Annotated in this window: 16 protein-coding genes; 11 read left to right on the top strand and 5 right to left on the bottom strand. The window is 64.5% G+C overall.

Translation table 11 applies throughout. The features are described 5' to 3' along the window. Positions 1-139: 139 nt before the first annotated feature. Positions 140-1255 carry a DNA polymerase III subunit beta gene (gene dnaN / locus D769_RS25310; protein WP_008650852.1) on the bottom strand — a complete coding sequence of 372 codons (1116 nt, stop codon included), beginning with the start codon at positions 1253-1255 and terminating at the stop codon, positions 140-142. Positions 1256-1631: 376 nt separating this feature from the next. Continuing rightward, a complete protein-coding gene (gene dnaA / locus D769_RS25305) occupies positions 1632-3383 on the bottom strand; it encodes a chromosomal replication initiator protein DnaA (RefSeq protein ID WP_008650851.1) in 1752 nt (583 codons plus the stop codon). Between the two features lie 843 nt (positions 3384-4226). Between dnaA and rpmH the strand changes: the two genes are divergently transcribed. From rpmH to D769_RS25255, 11 genes are all read left to right on the top strand, one after another. Beyond that, the gene (rpmH, locus tag D769_RS25300; RefSeq protein ID WP_008650850.1) at positions 4227-4361 is read left to right on the top strand and encodes a 50S ribosomal protein L34; all 135 of its coding nucleotides are present in this window, start codon (positions 4227-4229) and stop codon (positions 4359-4361) included. A 146-nt stretch (positions 4362-4507) separates the two neighbouring features. Further along, on the top strand, positions 4508-4954 hold the full coding sequence (gene rnpA, locus D769_RS25295; RefSeq protein WP_085959095.1) for a ribonuclease P protein component: 447 nt from the start codon (positions 4508-4510) through the stop codon (positions 4952-4954). 8 nt (positions 4955-4962) lie between these two features. Beyond that, positions 4963-5253, top strand: coding sequence for a membrane protein insertion efficiency factor YidD (gene yidD, locus D769_RS31435; protein WP_008650848.1), 291 nt, complete (start codon positions 4963-4965; stop codon positions 5251-5253). Positions 5254-5275: 22 nt separating this feature from the next. Beyond that, positions 5276-6943, top strand: a complete 1668-nt coding sequence (gene yidC / locus D769_RS25290; protein WP_008650847.1) for a membrane protein insertase YidC — start codon at positions 5276-5278, stop codon at positions 6941-6943. A 133-nt stretch (positions 6944-7076) separates the two neighbouring features. Beyond that, positions 7077-7847 (top strand): trans-aconitate 2-methyltransferase, encoded by a 771-nt coding sequence (gene tam / locus D769_RS25285; protein WP_008650846.1) that lies wholly within the window; start codon positions 7077-7079, stop codon positions 7845-7847. 106 nt (positions 7848-7953) lie between these two features. Then, the gene (locus tag D769_RS25280) at positions 7954-8715 is read left to right on the top strand and encodes a CHAD domain-containing protein (RefSeq protein WP_008650844.1); all 762 of its coding nucleotides are present in this window, start codon (positions 7954-7956) and stop codon (positions 8713-8715) included. 52 nt (positions 8716-8767) lie between these two features. After that, positions 8768-10195, top strand: a complete 1428-nt coding sequence (mnmE, locus tag D769_RS25275) for a tRNA uridine-5-carboxymethylaminomethyl(34) synthesis GTPase MnmE (RefSeq protein WP_008650843.1) — start codon at positions 8768-8770, stop codon at positions 10193-10195. A gap of 46 nt (positions 10196-10241) precedes the next feature. Then, positions 10242-10832, top strand: a complete 591-nt coding sequence (locus tag D769_RS25270) for a hypothetical protein (protein ID WP_008650841.1) — start codon at positions 10242-10244, stop codon at positions 10830-10832. 12 nt (positions 10833-10844) lie between these two features. After that, positions 10845-11441 carry a TetR/AcrR family transcriptional regulator gene (locus D769_RS25265; RefSeq protein WP_008650839.1) on the top strand — a complete coding sequence of 199 codons (597 nt, stop codon included), beginning with the start codon at positions 10845-10847 and terminating at the stop codon, positions 11439-11441. A gap of 59 nt (positions 11442-11500) precedes the next feature. Beyond that, positions 11501-12067, top strand: a complete 567-nt coding sequence (locus tag D769_RS25260) for an OB-fold putative lipoprotein (protein ID WP_008650831.1) — start codon at positions 11501-11503, stop codon at positions 12065-12067. Positions 12068-12248: 181 nt separating this feature from the next. Further along, positions 12249-12848 carry an Sbal_3080 family lipoprotein gene (locus D769_RS25255; protein WP_008650830.1) on the top strand — a complete coding sequence of 200 codons (600 nt, stop codon included), beginning with the start codon at positions 12249-12251 and terminating at the stop codon, positions 12846-12848. A gap of 122 nt (positions 12849-12970) precedes the next feature. On the opposite strand, the gene D769_RS25250 is transcribed toward D769_RS25255, so the two are convergent. The 3 genes from D769_RS25250 to D769_RS25240 all read right to left on the bottom strand — a co-directional run. Further along, positions 12971-13945: a M14 family metallopeptidase gene (locus D769_RS25250; protein ID WP_008650829.1), complete on the bottom strand. Its 975-nt coding sequence runs from the start codon at positions 13943-13945 to the stop codon at positions 12971-12973. Positions 13946-13962: 17 nt separating this feature from the next. Further along, a complete protein-coding gene (locus tag D769_RS25245) occupies positions 13963-14934 on the bottom strand; it encodes a tripartite tricarboxylate transporter substrate binding protein (RefSeq protein ID WP_008650828.1) in 972 nt (323 codons plus the stop codon). 163 nt (positions 14935-15097) lie between these two features. Beyond that, on the bottom strand, positions 15098-15780 hold a 683-nt coding region (locus D769_RS25240; RefSeq protein ID WP_008650827.1), incomplete at its 5' end, for a substrate-binding domain-containing protein.

The following is a 15780-nucleotide window of genomic DNA, read 5'->3' as shown; positions in this document are numbered from 1 at the left end:
TGCGCCAAAAATGCGGCGGGTGCGGTAGGTCCGCGTTTCGCGGGTTACTTAAAAACGGCAAAAGGGGCGGATCGGTTCGATCCGGCCCCTGCTGCGGTGTGTGCCCGATTGTGGTCTGGATGGCGTCTGATGGTGGCCATCAAATGCGCATCGGCATGACGACGTACTTGAAGTTGTCGTCTTCCGGCACCGTAATCAGCGCGCTCGAATTGGAGTCGCCGAGGCTGACCTGCACCTGCTCGCTCTTCAGGTTGGCGAGTACGTCGAGCAGATAGGTCACGTTAAAGCCGATATCGAGCGCATCGCCCGAATAATCGAGTTCCAGCTCTTCCTGCGCCTCTTCCTGATCGGCGTTGGTGGAGCTGATCTTCAGCACGTGCGTATCGAGAATGCAACGCACGCCCTTGAACTTGTCGGTAGTCAGGATCGCCGTGCGTTGCAGCGCCTGTTGCAGTTGCACGCGGTCGATCGCAAACGCGTTCTTGTAGCCCTTCGGGATCACGCGCTGGAAGTCCGGGAACTTGCCTTCCACCAGCTTGCTGATCAGTTCGATATTGGCGAAGGTGAACTTGACCTGATTGGCGGCCAGTTGCACCTGCACGGGATCATCGGTGTCTTCCAGCAGGCGCTGCAGTTCCAGAATGGTCTTGCGCGGGATGATCACTTCCTGGCGCGAACCGACGCCGGTCGCTTCATTCTCGAGCTCCACGCCGCAGTACGCCAGGCGGTGACCGTCGGTCGCCACGGCCATGACCTTCTTGCCATCGACCACCAGCAGCATCCCGTTCAGGTAGTAACGGATGTCCTGCTGCGCCATCGCGAAGTGGACCATCGCCAGCAGATGCTTGAACGTCTTCTGCGGCAGGCTCACGCTGGCGTTGAATTCGGCGGCTTCGGCAACGGTCGGGAATTCTTCCGCGGCCAGCGTCTGCAGCGCAAACCGGCTCTTGCCCGACTGCACGGTCATGCGCTTGTCGTTCAGCGACAGCGCCACGTCGCCGTCAGGCATCGCGCGCAGGATGTCCAGCAGCTTGCGCGCGGCCACGGTGGTTGCCACGCTGTCGCTACCGACGCCGCATTCGGCATGGGTCGTGATCTGGATCTCGATGTCGGTCGAGAGGAAGGATACGTTCGAGCCGGACTTGCGAATCAGCAGGTTGGCCAGGATCGGGAGGGTGTGGCGGCGCTCCACGATGCCGCTCACGATTTGCAGCGGACGCAGCAGATTGTCTCGCGAGGTTTTGACCAATTGCATTGAATTTATCCTTCGTCGTTTGTCGATAGCGACCGCAGGGTTTCGCACAACTCCAAATTCACTTAGGAATCAAGGAGTTAATGTCGCATTGTACCAAGGATAAGCCGCTGCGGTGAAGCGGGGCGAACCCGGCACGGCGCCCGGTTGTGCACAAAATGCCACATTCCGCCGCCAACCTCTGCCAATCCGTCCCGACTCACCGCAAAGCCTTATCTGAGGCCAGATTCCCGCGATCCAACAGTTTACCGGCGCCCGCTTGCCGTCGGACGCGCACCCAGTAGTATGCCAGCCCGGCAAGGCTGGCCCTCGAAATCGTCGATGAGCCGCTTTCGGCAGGCTGCGGCGCCGCATTCGGCGCACGCGACCTGCACGTGTGTCAGCCCTTGAGCGTCTGTTCCAGCACGTGCAACTCGTGATTGAGCTGCGCGTCCTTGCTACGCTCTTCGGCAATCTTGCGCACGGCGTGAAGCACCGTGGTGTGATCGCGCCCGCCGAACAACTCGCCGATCTCCGGCAGGCTCTTCTGCGTCAGTTCCTTCGCCAGATACATTGCGATCTGGCGCGGCCGCGCGATATTGGCGGGCCGCTTCTTGGAATACATGTCCGCGACCTTGATGTTGTAGAAATCTGCGCAGGTCTTCTGGATGTTCTCCACGGAGATCTGGCGATTCTGCACGGTCAGCAGGTCCTTCAGCGCTTCACGCGTGACATCGATCGTGATGTCCTTGCCATGGAAGTTCGAGAACGCCAGGATCTTGCGCAGCGCGCCTTCCAGTTCGCGCACGTTCGACCGCAGGTGCTTGGCCACGAAGAAGGCCACTTCCTCGGGCACGCTCACGTTCTCGGCAGCGGCCTTCTTCATCAGAATGGCGACGCGCATCTCCAGCTCGGGCGGCTCGATCGCCACAGTCAGGCCGGAGTCGAAACGCGAAATCAGCCGGTCGTCGATGCCGGTGATCTCCTTCGGATAGGTATCGCTGGTGATGATCACCTGGGCGCGATTGGCGATCAGCGCCTCGAATGCGTAGAAGAATTCTTCCTGCGTGCGGTTCTTGCCGGAGAAGAACTGAATATCATCGATCAGCAGCAGGTCCAGCGAGTGGTAATAGCGCTTGAACTCGTCAAACGCCTTGCGCTGGTAGGCCTTCACCACGTCGGAAACGTACTGCTCCGCATGGATGTACCGGATGCGCGCGCGCGGGTTCTCCATCAGCATGAAGTTGCCGATCGCGTGAATCAGGTGAGTCTTGCCCAGGCCGACGCCGCCGTACAGGTAGAGCGGGTTGTACGACTTGCCCGGGTTGTTGGCCACCTGGATCGCCGCGGCGCGCGCAAGCTGGTTGGCCTTGCCGGTGACGAAGTTGTCGAACGTCAGGATCGGGTTCAGGCGCGAGCGCTCGTGCACCGTGTCGCTCTGCTGCTGCGCCCCGGCCGGCGCTGCCGGCTGTGGCGACGGCACGCGATAGGAGCGGGCGCTGGCTTCGGCCGGGTCCATCTGGGCCACGTCGATCTCGCCCATGTCCGGCAAATGCGCTGCCGAATTGCCCTGAAGCGGATGCCCGGTGGGTGCCGCGCCGCGTCCCTGCGCGGACTGCTGCGACTGTGAATAGGGCGATTGTCCGCCCGCCGTGCCGCCATAGCCAGCGGGCGCGCCGTTGGACTGGCCGGGATAGTCGGGATATCCAGCCATCTGGTTCGGATGCGCGCCGGGAACCTGCGCGCCAGCCTGCCCGTAGGATTGGCCTCCGGCCATGCCAGCGATGCCCGGATAAGGCGCATGGCCCGCACTCATTGCTGCGCTCATGGCCGGACCCATTGCAGCGGGCGCATCCTGGCCCTGTTGCATCGCTTGCTGGGTATATGCGGCCGCGCGCCCCGATGCAGCGGGGTCAAGCACGAAGTGAACGCTAACCTGCGTTTCCCAGTACTCGCACGCGAGGGCCGTGATCCGGCCCGAAAATTGGCTCTTGACCCAGTCAAGCTTGAAGCGATTGGGCGCGGCAATCCGCAGCGCGTGCGCTTCCTCGTCGAAGGCCACGGGCGCCAACGGCTTGATCCAGGTCTTGAACTGTTGCGGCGTCAGTTCGCGCTCGAGTTGCGCGGCTGCTGCCTGCCAGAAATCTTGCATGTGTTCTTCTAAGTGATCACATCCTTGCGGACGTGTCACGAGTATCGCAACGTACGCGCGCCACGGACTCTGCCCTGCCATGCCGCCTCCGCGTCATTCCCAAACGCGTCAACGACAACAGGCCGTCCACGTGCCCGAGGCATCGTAACGGCGTCGATCAAACGGTATACATGGCGGTATACCAAAGGCAGGAAGTCCGGGTTGTGCGTGCGCCACGCAAGCCCGTGTGGTGTTTGGACCGGGATTGTACCCCCCTGCCCAAGTTATCCACAAAGGATAACCCTGTGGACAAGTTGTGAAAATTCAGTGGATTGCTGTGCACAACCATGTCAGAAGCCGTTCTCGGTACAAGGCAAAAACGACCAATTGGCTATCGAAAACAATGACTTGATTGCTGCCGGTAATGCGTATGGATGACCGGGAATACCCACAGAGTTACCCACTGCGACTTGTGGACAATGGCGCGCCACGGCGACGTGACGGATTCGCCGCCGCCGTCGGCCTCAACCATCGGACGCCTTGACAGTCGCAACGAATATCGGTTAAATGGCGGGTTCTGCGATGCGGCAGGGGATCACGTATGCGCATCGCCGGGTCTGGCCCGTACCGTGCGTGTGAACCATGTGCGGCATCAGGCAAGCGGCCTGATCCCCGCCGGCGCTTCGTCCAATGTGGCGATGCCAGCGGCGGCCGGCAGCAAGACAGAACCAGAATCGTCGGCAAGGCCGCAGCTTTCCCAGAGTCTGCATCGCGGCACAGCCCCATGCGAACCATACGCGGCGGCCAAGGCGCCCCGGCAAATCGCCGGCGCCCGGAAAGCCCGGATCAACCAGAGAGTGCAACATGAAACGTACCTACCAACCTTCCGTTACCCGCCGCAAGCGTACCCATGGTTTCCGCGTGCGCATGAAGACCCGTGGCGGTCGTGCCGTGATCAACGCACGCCGCGCCAAGGGCCGCAAGCGCCTGGCGATCTGAGTGCCGGGCGACCGGCCCGGGCGGTGAACGTCGGGTTGCGCGATTCGCGCTGCCTCGATGAAAGCCTGCCCGGCCAAGCGCCTCGCACTCAGGATGGCCGGGAGCACTGCCCGTCGAAGCCCAGCTTGCCGCTAGCTTTGCCAAGCGTGTCGAACCATGCCTTTCCCAAAGCCGCGAGGCTCACAAAGACGGATGAGTTTTCATCCGTTTTTGCTTTGCGGCCCCGGCGTCGCACTACGCACTTCGTGCTGTACGTGCGCGCCAACGGCCAGGCGCAGGCCCGGCTGGGCATCGTTGTCGGCAAGAAATTCGCACCACGCGCGGCCGAGCGTAATCTCGTGAAGCGCATGGTGCGGGAACTGTTTCGGAGCCGGCAGGCCCAATTCGCGGGCCGCGATATTCTGCTGCGCCTGCAAGCGAAGTTTCCGCGTGCGGAGTTCTCCAGCCGGGTTGCGATCCGCAAGGCCTGCCATGCGGAGATCAGCGGACTGCTGGACGTGGCGGCCAAGCCGCTACCCGTTGCGCCCGCCGTTCCCACGGCACCGCCAACGGCTTTCGCGGATGTGCCCACCACGCCCGAGGCGCCTGCCTGACCACCACCATGAAGCGAATCCTGCTTGCCCTGCTGCGCATCTACAAGATCGCCCTGAGTCCTTACCTGGGCTCGCAGTGCCGCTTCCTGCCCACATGTTCCGACTATGCCCGCGACGCCATCGTGCAGCACGGCGCGGCGCGCGGCACCTGGATGGCAGCGTGCAGACTCTGTCGCTGCCACCCATTCACAAAGGGCGGGTATGATCCCGTGCCTGCAACACACGGGACCGCCGCGGCGCCCCCGGCATCCGCCGCGCCAGGCCGCCCGCCTGTCACGGTCCGGCTTCCCAGACCCTGATTTCCTCCGACCATAGCGAGACATGGATATCAAACGCACCATCCTGTGGGTCATCTTCTCGATGTCCCTCGTGCTGCTCTACGACAACTGGCAGCGCGCCAACGGCCACGCGTCGATGTTCTTCCCGAGCGCCAACACGCAGCAGGCCGCCCCGGCCGGCGCTGGTGGCGCTACGCCTCAGGCCGACGTGCCCAAGGCGAACGCGACGAACGCAGCCCCTGGAACGGTTCCGGCAGCGCCGCAAGCGGCTGCGCAGCCGGTCGGCGAGAAGGTCACCGTGACCACCGACGAGGTGCGCGCCGAGATCGACACGGCCGGCGGCATCCTGTCGCGCCTGGAACTGCTCAACGAGCATGAGAAGGATGGCGCGCCGGTCGTCCTGCTTGAACGCGACGTCAATCGCACCTACCTGGCCCGCTCGGGCCTGATCGGTGGCGACCTGCCGAACCACACCACCGTGTTCACGGTGGCGCCGGGCACGCGCACGCTGGCACCGGGCCAGGACAAGCTCGACGTAGTGCTGACCGCCGAGAAAAACGGCGTGAAGTTCGTCAAGACCTACACGTTCCACAAGGGCAGCTACGTGGTCGACACGCGCTTCGACGTGACCAACACGGGCACCGCGGCGGTTTCGCCGACGCTGTACCTGGAACTGGCGCGTGATGGCAGCAAGGTCGAGAAATCGCAGTTCTACAGCACGTTCACGGGCCCGGCGATCTACACCAACGCCGACAAGTACCACAAGCTCACCTTCGAAGACATCGCCAAGGGCAAGGCCACCGTGCCGGCCGCCACCGACAACGGCTGGGTGGCGATGGTGCAGCACTACTTCGCATCGGCCTGGATTCCGCAGACCGGCAAGCAGCACAGCTTCTACGCCGAGCAGATCGACCCGAACCTGTACCGCGTGGGTATCCAGCAACCGCTGGGTCAACTGGCCCCGGGCGCAACGGTCAGCACCGATGCCCGCCTGTTCGCCGGCCCGCAGGAAGAGCGCATGCTCGAGCAGATCACCCCGGGCCTGGAACTGGTGAAGGACTACGGCTGGCTGACTATCCTGGCCAAGCCGCTGTTCTGGCTGCTGGAAAAGCTGCACGGCTTCCTGGGTAACTGGGGCTGGTCGATCATCGGGCTGACCGTGCTGATCAAGCTCGTGTTCTTCCCGCTGTCGGCTGCCAGCTACAAGTCGATGGGCAAGATGAAGGACCTGCAGCCCCGCATGACGGCCATCCGCGAGCGCCACAAGGGCGATCCGCAGAAGATGAACCAGGAAATGATGGCGCTGTACCGCACCGAGAAGGTCAATCCGCTCGGCGGCTGCCTGCCCATCGTGATTCAGATTCCGGTGTTCATCGCGCTGTACTGGGTGCTGCTGTCGTCGGTGGAAATGCGCGGCGCGCCGTGGCTGGGCTGGATTCACGATTTGTCGGTGCCGGATCCGTTCTACATCCTGCCGATCGTGATGGCCGTGTCGATGTTCGTGCAGACCCGACTGAACCCGACCCCGCCGGACCCCGTGCAGGCCAAGGTCATGATGATCATGCCGCTGGTGTTCTCGTTCATGTTCTTCTTCTTCCCGGCCGGCCTGGTGCTGTACTGGGTGGTGAACAACATCCTGTCGATCGCCCAGCAATGGCAGATCAACCGGATGCTCGGCAAGGGCAAGACGGCTGCGGTAGCCAAGAGCTGATCACCGCCGATCCGACCCCGAACCTGGAAGAACCCGGCCTCGCGCCGGGTTTTTTCTTTTTCGGCGCACGCCCCTAGTCTTATATCTTATATAAGACTAGAATCCCTTTCACCAAGACGAAAGGGGATACGCCATGACCTGGTCCGCCAGCCAATACGTGCAATTCGAGGATGAACGGACCCGCCCGGTGCGGGATCTGGTCGGGGCGATCCCCACCGCCAGCGCGCGGCGGGCTGCCGATGTCGGCTGCGGCCCGGGCAACTCCACCGAGGTACTGGCCGCGCGCTACGCCGGCGCCGAGGTAACCGGGTTCGACAGCGATGCGGACATGATTGCGGCGGCACGCAAACGCCTGCCGGACCTGCGCTTCGACATCGCCGACGTCACCGCCTGGAATGACCCCGGCCCCTACGACGTGATCCTGGCCAATGCCGTGTTCCAGTGGGTGCCAGGTCACGCCACGCTGTTTCCCTCGCTGATCGACAAGCTGGCGCCGGGCGGCAGCCTGGCCGTGCAGATGCCGGACAACCTCAACGAGCCGCCGCACCAGTTGATGCGCGAGACAGCGCTGAACGGCCCGTGGGCGGACAAGCTCGCCAAGGCCGCCGAGGCCCGCACGCCGCTGGCCAACGAGCGCTGGTACTACGAACTGCTCAAGCCGCACTGCACACGCGTGGACATCTGGCGCACGATCTACCAACATCCGCTCAAAGGCGGCCCGGCGGCCATCGTCGAGTGGTTCAAGGGCAGCGGCCTGCGGCCGTTCCTGGCGCCTCTGACCGAGGATGAGAAGGCCGAATACCTGAAGCGATATGAGGCGGCAGTGGCCAAGGTATTCCCGGCCATGTCCGATGGCACGGTCCTGCTGCCGTTCCCGCGCGTGTTCATCGTCGCAACGCGCTAGGAAGCCTCCACGGAACATGGCGTTGGTATCACGTGCGTCGTCGCCTACACTGCAGTGACGCCTTGCAGTCTCCTCTTGTCCAAGAGGCGCGCATAGAGATACCGCCATGAGCCGTCCGCCCGAGCTGCATCGGAAGATGCGCCCTGTCGCCGCCTTTGTCATGCTGGGCGGCTCGGGTCTGCGCATCGTCGAGGCTCAGCTCGACGCCCTGCTGCAACGCGACATAGCGGAAGACGTGCACGCACTGCGCGTGGCCGTGCGACACCTGCGTGCGGTGACCTGGGCCTTCGGCCCGATCCTGCCGCACGCCATCAGGGAGCGCTGGAAGCTGGCGCTCCATGACGTGGCCGATGCCGCCAGCGCCGTGCGCGACTGGGACGTCTTCCTCTCCGAAACGCTGCTGCCCGCCCTTGCCCTGCAACCCGGGGACCCGGTGCTGGTCGCGTTGATCGACGTCGCCCATGCCAAGCGCGCCGAGGCGCGCACGCTCATGGTCACGCAGTTGACGCGCTACCGGCAGGCGCCATTGCCCACCCTTTACCGGGATCTGCTGCACCTGTCTGATCCCAAGACCCGTCACGGGCAGCATGGCAGCATGGCCGCGTTCGCGCGCGGGCGCATCCGCAAAGCGCGCGGGCGCGTACGCGATCTGGCGCGCGTGGCACGCGACGGCCAGATCGCACACGTCCATGCGCTGCGGATCGGCAACAAGCGATTGAGGTATGCAATCGAAGCGCTGTCCGATGTGCTGCCCAAGCGGTACCGCAAGCGGCTGCACGGCAAGCTCATCGCACGCCAAACCGAACTCGGCGGCATCATCGACGACGCCGTGGCGCACAGGCTGATATGCGAATGCCTGGCAAGCTGAGCCTTGCCACCCCGATCATCCCCCATGCGGACGATCTGCGACAATACTGCCCATGACCGTATCCCAGATTCCCATCGCCGCGATTGCCACCGCACCAGGCCGTGGCGGCATCGGCGTCGTGCGCGTTTCCGGCCCCGATGTCGGCGCCGTGATGCGCGCCGTATGCGGCCGCACGCTGCAGCCACGTCACGCCACCTATCTGCCGTTCGTCGATGCGCGCGGCAATGTCATCGATCATGGCCTCGCGCTCTACTTCCCGGCACCGAATTCATACACCGGCGAGGAAGTGCTTGAGTTGCAGGGCCATGGCGGACCGGTGGTGATGCAGATGCTGCTGTCGCGCTGCCTCGAGGCCGGCAAGGACATCGGCCTGCGTGTGGCCGAGCCGGGCGAGTTCACACGGCGCGCGTTCCTCAACGACAAGCTCGACCTCGCGCAGGCCGAGGCCGTGGCGGATCTGATCGAAGCAAGCACGGAGGCCGCGGCGCGGTCTGCGGCGCGATCCATGGAGGGAGAGTTCTCCAAGGCGATCCATGCGCTTGTGGAGAAAGTCATCCACCTGCGAATGCTGGTGGAAGCCACGCTGGACTTTCCCGAAGAGGAGATCGATTTCCTCGAGGCCTCCAATGCACGCGGCCAACTGACGCGCATTCGCGAAGATCTCGCGGGCGTCCTCAAGCAGGCGCGGCAGGGCTCATTGCTGCGTGAAGGATTGTCGGTGGTTCTGGCCGGACAGCCCAATGTGGGCAAGTCCTCGCTGCTCAATGCGCTCGCCGGTTCGGATCTCGCCATCGTCACGCCGATTGCCGGCACCACGCGTGATCGCGTGCGCGAGACGATCCAGATAGACGGCATCCCGCTGCACATTATCGACACCGCAGGGCTGCGCGACGATGCCGCCGACGAAGTGGAACGCATCGGCATCGAGCGCACATGGGAAGCCATCCGCCACGCCGATATCGTGCTGCATCTGATCGACGCGGCGGACTACATCGAGCATGGCATTTCGGAGACCGATGACCATATCGACGATCGCCTGAGCGGCCAGTTGCCCCCCGGGTCTCCGATCGTTCGCGTCATCAACAAGATCGACCTCGCGCCGTCCGTCGGCGCGATGGGCTTTGGCGGCAACCGCCCGCACGTGGTGGCGGCCAATGGGCCAAACCCGACCGAAATCTGGATCTCCGCGCGCACCGGCGCGGGCATCGACCTGATGCGCAGCGAACTGCTGCGCCTGATCGGCTGGCAGTCCGGCAATGAAGGCGCGTTCCTGGCGCGGGAGCGCCATCTCATCGCCCTGCGCAACGCGGAATCGCACCTCGAACTCGCCGAGGCCAGCGCCTCGCAGCACGCCCAGGCGCTGGATCTGTTCGCGGAGGAACTGCGGCTGGCGCAGGATCACCTGAACAGCATCACTGGAGAGTTCACCAGCGACGACCTGCTGGGGACGATCTTCACGCGGTTCTGCATCGGGAAGTGACGGCTTGGCGAGACAAGACCGGTAGCACAAGGCGAACCGTCTCCTGATGTCTTCCGCGAAAACCTCTCGCCCCCTCACCCCCGGTGAGATCGCGCTCGCCCGCAGTGTCTTTGCCGATGACATCGACTACAGGCAGGTCCGCATCCACGCGCGGAACTACGTGTTCTGGCAGGGCGCCGGATACATCATCACGCCAAACGGGCAGATGTACCTCGGCCGAAGGCTGCGTCACTACACAGACTTCAGCGCTGCCGGCATCCAGATCCAGGCGTTCTTCATTCACGAGATGACGCACGTCTGGCAGCACCAGCACGGCGTCAACGTGTTGTGCAAAGGACTTGGCGAGCAGATCCGGCACTTCCTCGGCTTCAACCAGTACCGGTACCGGCTGGAGCCCGGCAAGCCACTCACGGCCTACAAGCTCGAGCAGCAGGGCGACATCATGCGCGACTTGTTCCTCGCGCAACTTGGACAGCCGACGCCGTATGACGCCGCAGCATACGTGGCGATGACAGGCGCACCTGCAAGAGGCCGCTCGATCGGTATCACTCAACTGGACGCCGTTGACTTGGCAAACAATGTGGCAGACCATCCCGGCACGGATGGTGAGTCAGTCCCCAAGGATGGAAGTCAGTGATGGGAGTCAGTCATGCCGCGGGTATCGAAAGCGGAAACGGAAAAGAACCGTATAGCCATTGAACAGGCTTCGTCCCAGTTGTTTCGCGAACAAGGATTTCACGGGATCAGCGTAGCCGATCTGATGGGTGCGGCCGGACTGACGCACGGCGGCTTCTACGGCCATTTCGAATCGAAGGATGCGTTGGCCGCCATCGCCTGCGCGCGCGCATTCGAGGAGTCGAACGCGCGCTGGCGCAAACGTGTGGAAGAAGCGCCTGACAAGGCAACCGCGCTCGCGGCGCTGATCGATGGCTATCTGTCCACACGCAACCGCAATGCGCCTGGAAGTGGCTGCCCGGCGGCGGCGCTGGCCAACGATGTCGCGCGCGAGGGCGATGACAAACCGGTTCGCGCGACCTACCACGAAGGGCTCGAAAAACTGCTGGATGTTCTGGCCAGCGTCCAGCCGGGCGGCAACGCCGCCGCCAATCGCGCCAATGCCATCGCGGAGATGGCCACGCTGGTCGGCGCCCTGGTGCTCTCGCGCGCCACGCAGGGCACGCCGTTGTCCAACGAAGTGCTTGCGGCCACCAAGGGATATCTGCTGGCGCGGGTCAGCCAGGAGTAGGCGCGTTACACTGGCGGCCTTTCACCACTTATCTGGCTCCAGAGGAGCCCGTCCCCGAGATGTTGAGCCGCCTGCAGCAATCCCTCATCGCCGTCGTTGCCGTGGTCGTCCTCGGCCTGTTGTGGTTCGTTGGCAATGACAAGGGGGACGTCGTACCGGTTGAAACCGGCGCCGCGCCATCATCCCAGCCAGCCAGCATCCCGCGCGGCATCCCACGTAATGGCACGCTCGACCCGATCAGCATCGATCCCGAGCGTCCCGCCGACGTCCTGCCCCAGTACCAGGCCGATGGCCTGTTTGCCGACTATCGCGACAATGCAGGCGAGGCCGACGACCGCTATCGCGGCAAGTACTTCATCGTCGAAGGCGTGGCCAGCGGCATCCGGCGCGACGACGGCAACAACGTGTTCCTGGAAATCCGCACCAGCAACCCGGGTGAACTGGTCCGGGCAAACCTGCTGCGCCGGCAGATCTGTGGCCCGGCAGGCAGGGTCTGCGAGGTCGAGGCGCGCGCCACCATGGTCCGGCGTGGCCAGAAGGTGGCCGTCGAATGCACGGGCGCCGGGCAAGGCGAGGGCGGCGTGCCGCTGCTGAATGACTGCCTGATTCGCGGCGGCGCCAATTAAATCGCCGTCCCGCGCGGTGCCGTGCGCGGCACGCGGGAGATTTGCGGCATCAGTGCCCCGTTGTTCAGTGATTTGACCCTGTGCCCGCGCGTCTACAGTACGCAGGCATGCGTGCCGCCAATGTGCCCCTCATCTGGATCCGGGCGGCCGGCGCCCGCGCCGACGCGACTCAGGACACACGATGAAAAGAGCAACGATTGCCGCCACGCTGGCCCTGCTGGCCAGCGGCTGTTCCACCTATCAAGCCGTCACACCGGTTGACCAGGGCCAGGCTGACCCGATCGCCAGCTTCCAGCCCGGCCCCTATGGCGGACCGGCGCAGTTCCGCGTCAACGGCAATCACGTGGTAGGTGCCGATGGCGCGCTGTTCTGCATCATCCCCAATCAGGTGAACGGCAATGCCTATGTGGAGAACTTCGCGGACGCACTGCGCGCGCGCAATTTCGAAGTGAAGGTCCTGCAGCCGTATTCGTCGGTGGCAGCGTGCCCGATGACCGCCACGTACACGGCCCAGCGCCAGACATTCGTAACGCCGTTCCTGGTCTCGGTCGACATCACGGTATTCCGCAACGGAGAGCGTGCCGGCAAGGCCATCTACAACGCCAATCGCAGCGCGGGCGGCATCAATCTGAGCCATCTGATCCAGCCGGACGCCAAGATCGACGAACTGGTCGACCAGCTGTTCCCGGGCCTGAAGCCCCAACCGGTGCCTGCCCAGGCAGCACCGGCGCCTACCCCGGGTTCGCAGCCAGGCTCCGGTGGCGTAGCGCCCGCCGCCTGAGCGAGCGGCATTCAGGCCTAAGAAAAGCGGGGCCGGGGAACGCCTCTTGAGGGGGCATCTTGCCGGCTCGCCGCATGAAGATCGTGGGTTTCTGGCGCGTGGATGCTCCAGTGCTCCAGTGCTCAGGCTTCCAGCCGTCCCAGGCGCACCACGGTCACCCCGGGCCGCAACTGGCGCAGCGAGGGCATCACCAGCACGCAATTGGGATACGGCGTGACCACCTCGGCACCGCCGTTCCAGCCGATCACGGTTCCGGCATCGGCAAAGGTCTCCAGCCCCGTGTACGGGCCGGCAAAGCGGAAATCCATGCTGGTCGCCACCACGGGCTCGGTCACGCGAATCACGCGCTGCGCGGCCGGCAGCGGGCGCAGCCAGCCCGCGGGCAGATCGGCTTCCTCAACGATGCCGGCGCTGAGCAGGAAGCGCGCCGTGCTGTCACGCGCGACATCCACCGCCGAGGTCTCCCAATGCTGGCCACATTCGATCAGCAGCGCATTTCGCGGGCTGGCCGGATCGCCAAAGTCCGCGTAATCGCGCATCCGGCGGCCTTCAGGATGGCCTTCATCGACGATGATGTCGGCCGGGGCGCCAATGGCACGCGACAACGCAATGCCCTTGTCGAGCGGACCGGACACGATCAGCGGCCGGCTCTTCTCGTGCATCGAGTGCAGGTCAAGCAGCAGGTCCACCGTATCGATCACCGGACGCATCGCGCGCGCCCGGCGCAGTTCGGACGAATCGCGCGACAGGTCGTCGAGCACCGCCGAAGTCCAGACCCGGTTGAAGTCCTGATCGACGAAGCGCGACGCATCGGGCTTCGCCGCATCGAAGCGCGCGTAGGCGTCGACATTGGCGAACGACAGCGTGAGCCTGCCGCGTCGCGGCCGCAGCCCATGGTCGAGCAGCCCGGCCACCGTGATCGCGCCGCACACCTCGTTACCGTGCGTCAGTGCATTAATCATCACGTGCGGCCCGGGCAGGCCGCTGTCGAACGTATGGAGGTAGGCGATGCCGGTGTTGCTCTCGGCATACGGGCCAATATCGGGAAATTCGACTTCGACGGGGTAGGCGTCGAAGGCGGGAGCGGTCTGCGTCATCGGGACTTCCTCAGGAGTTACTCGCGAATATCGGCCGCCTGCACGATCGTGCGATAGCGGCTGGTTTCGCGCTTGACGAAGCTCGCGAACTGGGCCGGATTGGCCGGCGCCACTTCCACGCCGGCCTCGGCCAGCTTCTTGCGAACTTCGGGCATGGCCAGTACGGCCTGCATTTCATTATTCAGGCGATCAATAACAGGGCGGGGAGTAGACGTTGGTGCCATCAATCCGAACCATACTCCCATGTCGACGCCCTTGAGCGCCGGGGTCTCGGCCAGCGCCGGCACGTTCGGCGCCACGCTGGCGCGCTTGGCTTCGGTGACACCATAGGCCCGAATGCGGCCCGCCTGGATGTGCGGCAGCGCCGAGGACAGCACCATCACGGCCAGGTCGATCTGACCGCCGAGCAGGTCGGTGGACATCGCCGAGGCCCCCTTGTACGGCACATGGGTGATGTTGACCTTGCCCTGCTGCTTGATCAGTTCGCCGGCCAGGTTCAGCGGCGTGCCGACGCCGGAAGACGCATAGGACAGCTTGCCCGGCTGCGCCTTGGCCAGCGCCATCAATTCGCCAGCGTCCTTGGCCGGCAGTTGCAGCTTGCCGACCAGCACCATCGGCTGCGTGCCGACGAACGTGATCGGCGCCAGGTCCTTCTCGCCGTCATAGCGCACGGCCGGGTTGGTCAGGCGGGCGATCGACACCTCGCTGCCCGAGCCCATCAGCAGGGTGTAGCCGTCGGGATCGGCCTTGACCACTTTCTGCGCGCCGATCGTGCCGCCAGCGCCGCCGAGGTTCTCGATCACCACGCTCTGCCCCAGACGCTTGCCCAGTTCCGGCGCCACGGTACGCGCAACCAGATCGACGCTGCCGCCCGCGGTATAGCCCACCACCAGCGTGATCGGCTTGGTCGGGTAGTTGCCGGCCGCGCTTGCGGCGAATGCACAACAGGCGAGGGAGGCGGCAACGGCCGCGCGCAGCAGGGTCTTCATGATTTCTCCGGGCAGTTCTAGGAATGTTGTCCGGCGATGGTAGAGAGACGCGCAGCGGGAAACATGCGGCTTTGGCAATGTGGATTGCCAATTTGGCAATGGCTGCCTGACTCCCCGCTCCGCACGACGGGTGTATAGACCGGGAGAAGGGACGAACCAGTGCTCAGGCGGCCGCCGCGGCCCGCCAGAACGCCTCGGCCAACGGGCGCATTTGCGCGCGCGGGCGGTACAGGCGGATATCGAGCGCGAGGTCGACGGAGTCGCCGCCCTGAAGATCGGCACGTACCAGGCGTCCCGAATGGAGATCGTCGGCAATCAGACGCGCCGGCAGCCAGGCCAGCCCCATCTTCTGCCGCACCATCTCGTGTACCGACTCGGCGAAGTCGCTGACGGCGATCACGTCGAGCCAACTTGCCAGCTTGCGGCGGGCAATCTCCTGATTGACCATGCGGCCCATCGTCAGCGTCTCCGCATAGGCAATCATCGGCACCGGCGCCGGGCGCGTGCCCGACTTCGGTCGTTGCAGCCGGAAGGTGGGGCCACCACGCGCATCGGCGGCCGCCACGCAGACCATGCGCTCGACACCCACGGGATGGAACACATAGCGCGCGTCGTCCAGCATCACAGGCATATCGTGCGGACTGTAGCAAAGCAGGAAGTCAGCATCGCCCTCGGTGAACATGGCCAGCGCATCGTGCGTGGCATGGGTCGATAGCCGTGTGCGGAAGCCGGCGCCGGCAGGGTCGTCGCGCAGTGCCTCGCGCAGGCCGGCCAGCCATGCTGGCACCATCGAACGCGCGAGCGTCTTGCCGGTGGCGATGGTCAGCGTGCTGGCATCCGCGCGAT

Origin of the sequence: Cupriavidus sp. HMR-1 (assembly GCF_000319775.1) — a bacterium.
Taxonomy (GTDB): domain Bacteria; phylum Pseudomonadota; class Gammaproteobacteria; order Burkholderiales; family Burkholderiaceae; genus Cupriavidus; species Cupriavidus metallidurans.
Note: the sequence above shows the minus strand (reverse complement) of the source record. Positions and strands in the feature narration are given on the sequence as shown.

Excerpts from the sequence above, each read along its gene's own strand:
- mnmE (WP_008650843.1), top strand. The coding sequence starts at position 8,768 with ATGACCGTATCCCAGATTCCCATCGCCGCGATTGCCACCGCACCAGGC.
- yidC (WP_008650847.1), top strand. The coding sequence starts at position 5,276 with ATGGATATCAAACGCACCATCCTGTGGGTCATCTTCTCGATGTCCCTC.
- D769_RS25265 (WP_008650839.1), top strand. The coding sequence starts at position 10,845 with ATGCCGCGGGTATCGAAAGCGGAAACGGAAAAGAACCGTATAGCCATT.
- dnaA (WP_008650851.1), bottom strand. The coding sequence starts at position 3,383 with ATGCAAGATTTCTGGCAGGCAGCAGCCGCGCAACTCGAGCGCGAACTG.
- tam (WP_008650846.1), top strand. The coding sequence starts at position 7,077 with ATGACCTGGTCCGCCAGCCAATACGTGCAATTCGAGGATGAACGGACC.
- D769_RS25255 (WP_008650830.1), top strand. The coding sequence starts at position 12,249 with ATGAAAAGAGCAACGATTGCCGCCACGCTGGCCCTGCTGGCCAGCGGC.
- dnaN (WP_008650852.1), bottom strand. The coding sequence starts at position 1,255 with ATGCAATTGGTCAAAACCTCGCGAGACAATCTGCTGCGTCCGCTGCAA.
- D769_RS25270 (WP_008650841.1), top strand. The coding sequence starts at position 10,242 with ATGTCTTCCGCGAAAACCTCTCGCCCCCTCACCCCCGGTGAGATCGCG.
- D769_RS25280 (WP_008650844.1), top strand. The coding sequence starts at position 7,954 with ATGAGCCGTCCGCCCGAGCTGCATCGGAAGATGCGCCCTGTCGCCGCC.
- D769_RS25260 (WP_008650831.1), top strand. The coding sequence starts at position 11,501 with ATGTTGAGCCGCCTGCAGCAATCCCTCATCGCCGTCGTTGCCGTGGTC.
- D769_RS25250 (WP_008650829.1), bottom strand. The coding sequence starts at position 13,945 with ATGACGCAGACCGCTCCCGCCTTCGACGCCTACCCCGTCGAAGTCGAA.
- D769_RS25245 (WP_008650828.1), bottom strand. The coding sequence starts at position 14,934 with ATGAAGACCCTGCTGCGCGCGGCCGTTGCCGCCTCCCTCGCCTGTTGT.
- rpmH (WP_008650850.1), top strand. The coding sequence starts at position 4,227 with ATGAAACGTACCTACCAACCTTCCGTTACCCGCCGCAAGCGTACCCAT.
- yidD (WP_008650848.1), top strand. The coding sequence starts at position 4,963 with ATGAAGCGAATCCTGCTTGCCCTGCTGCGCATCTACAAGATCGCCCTG.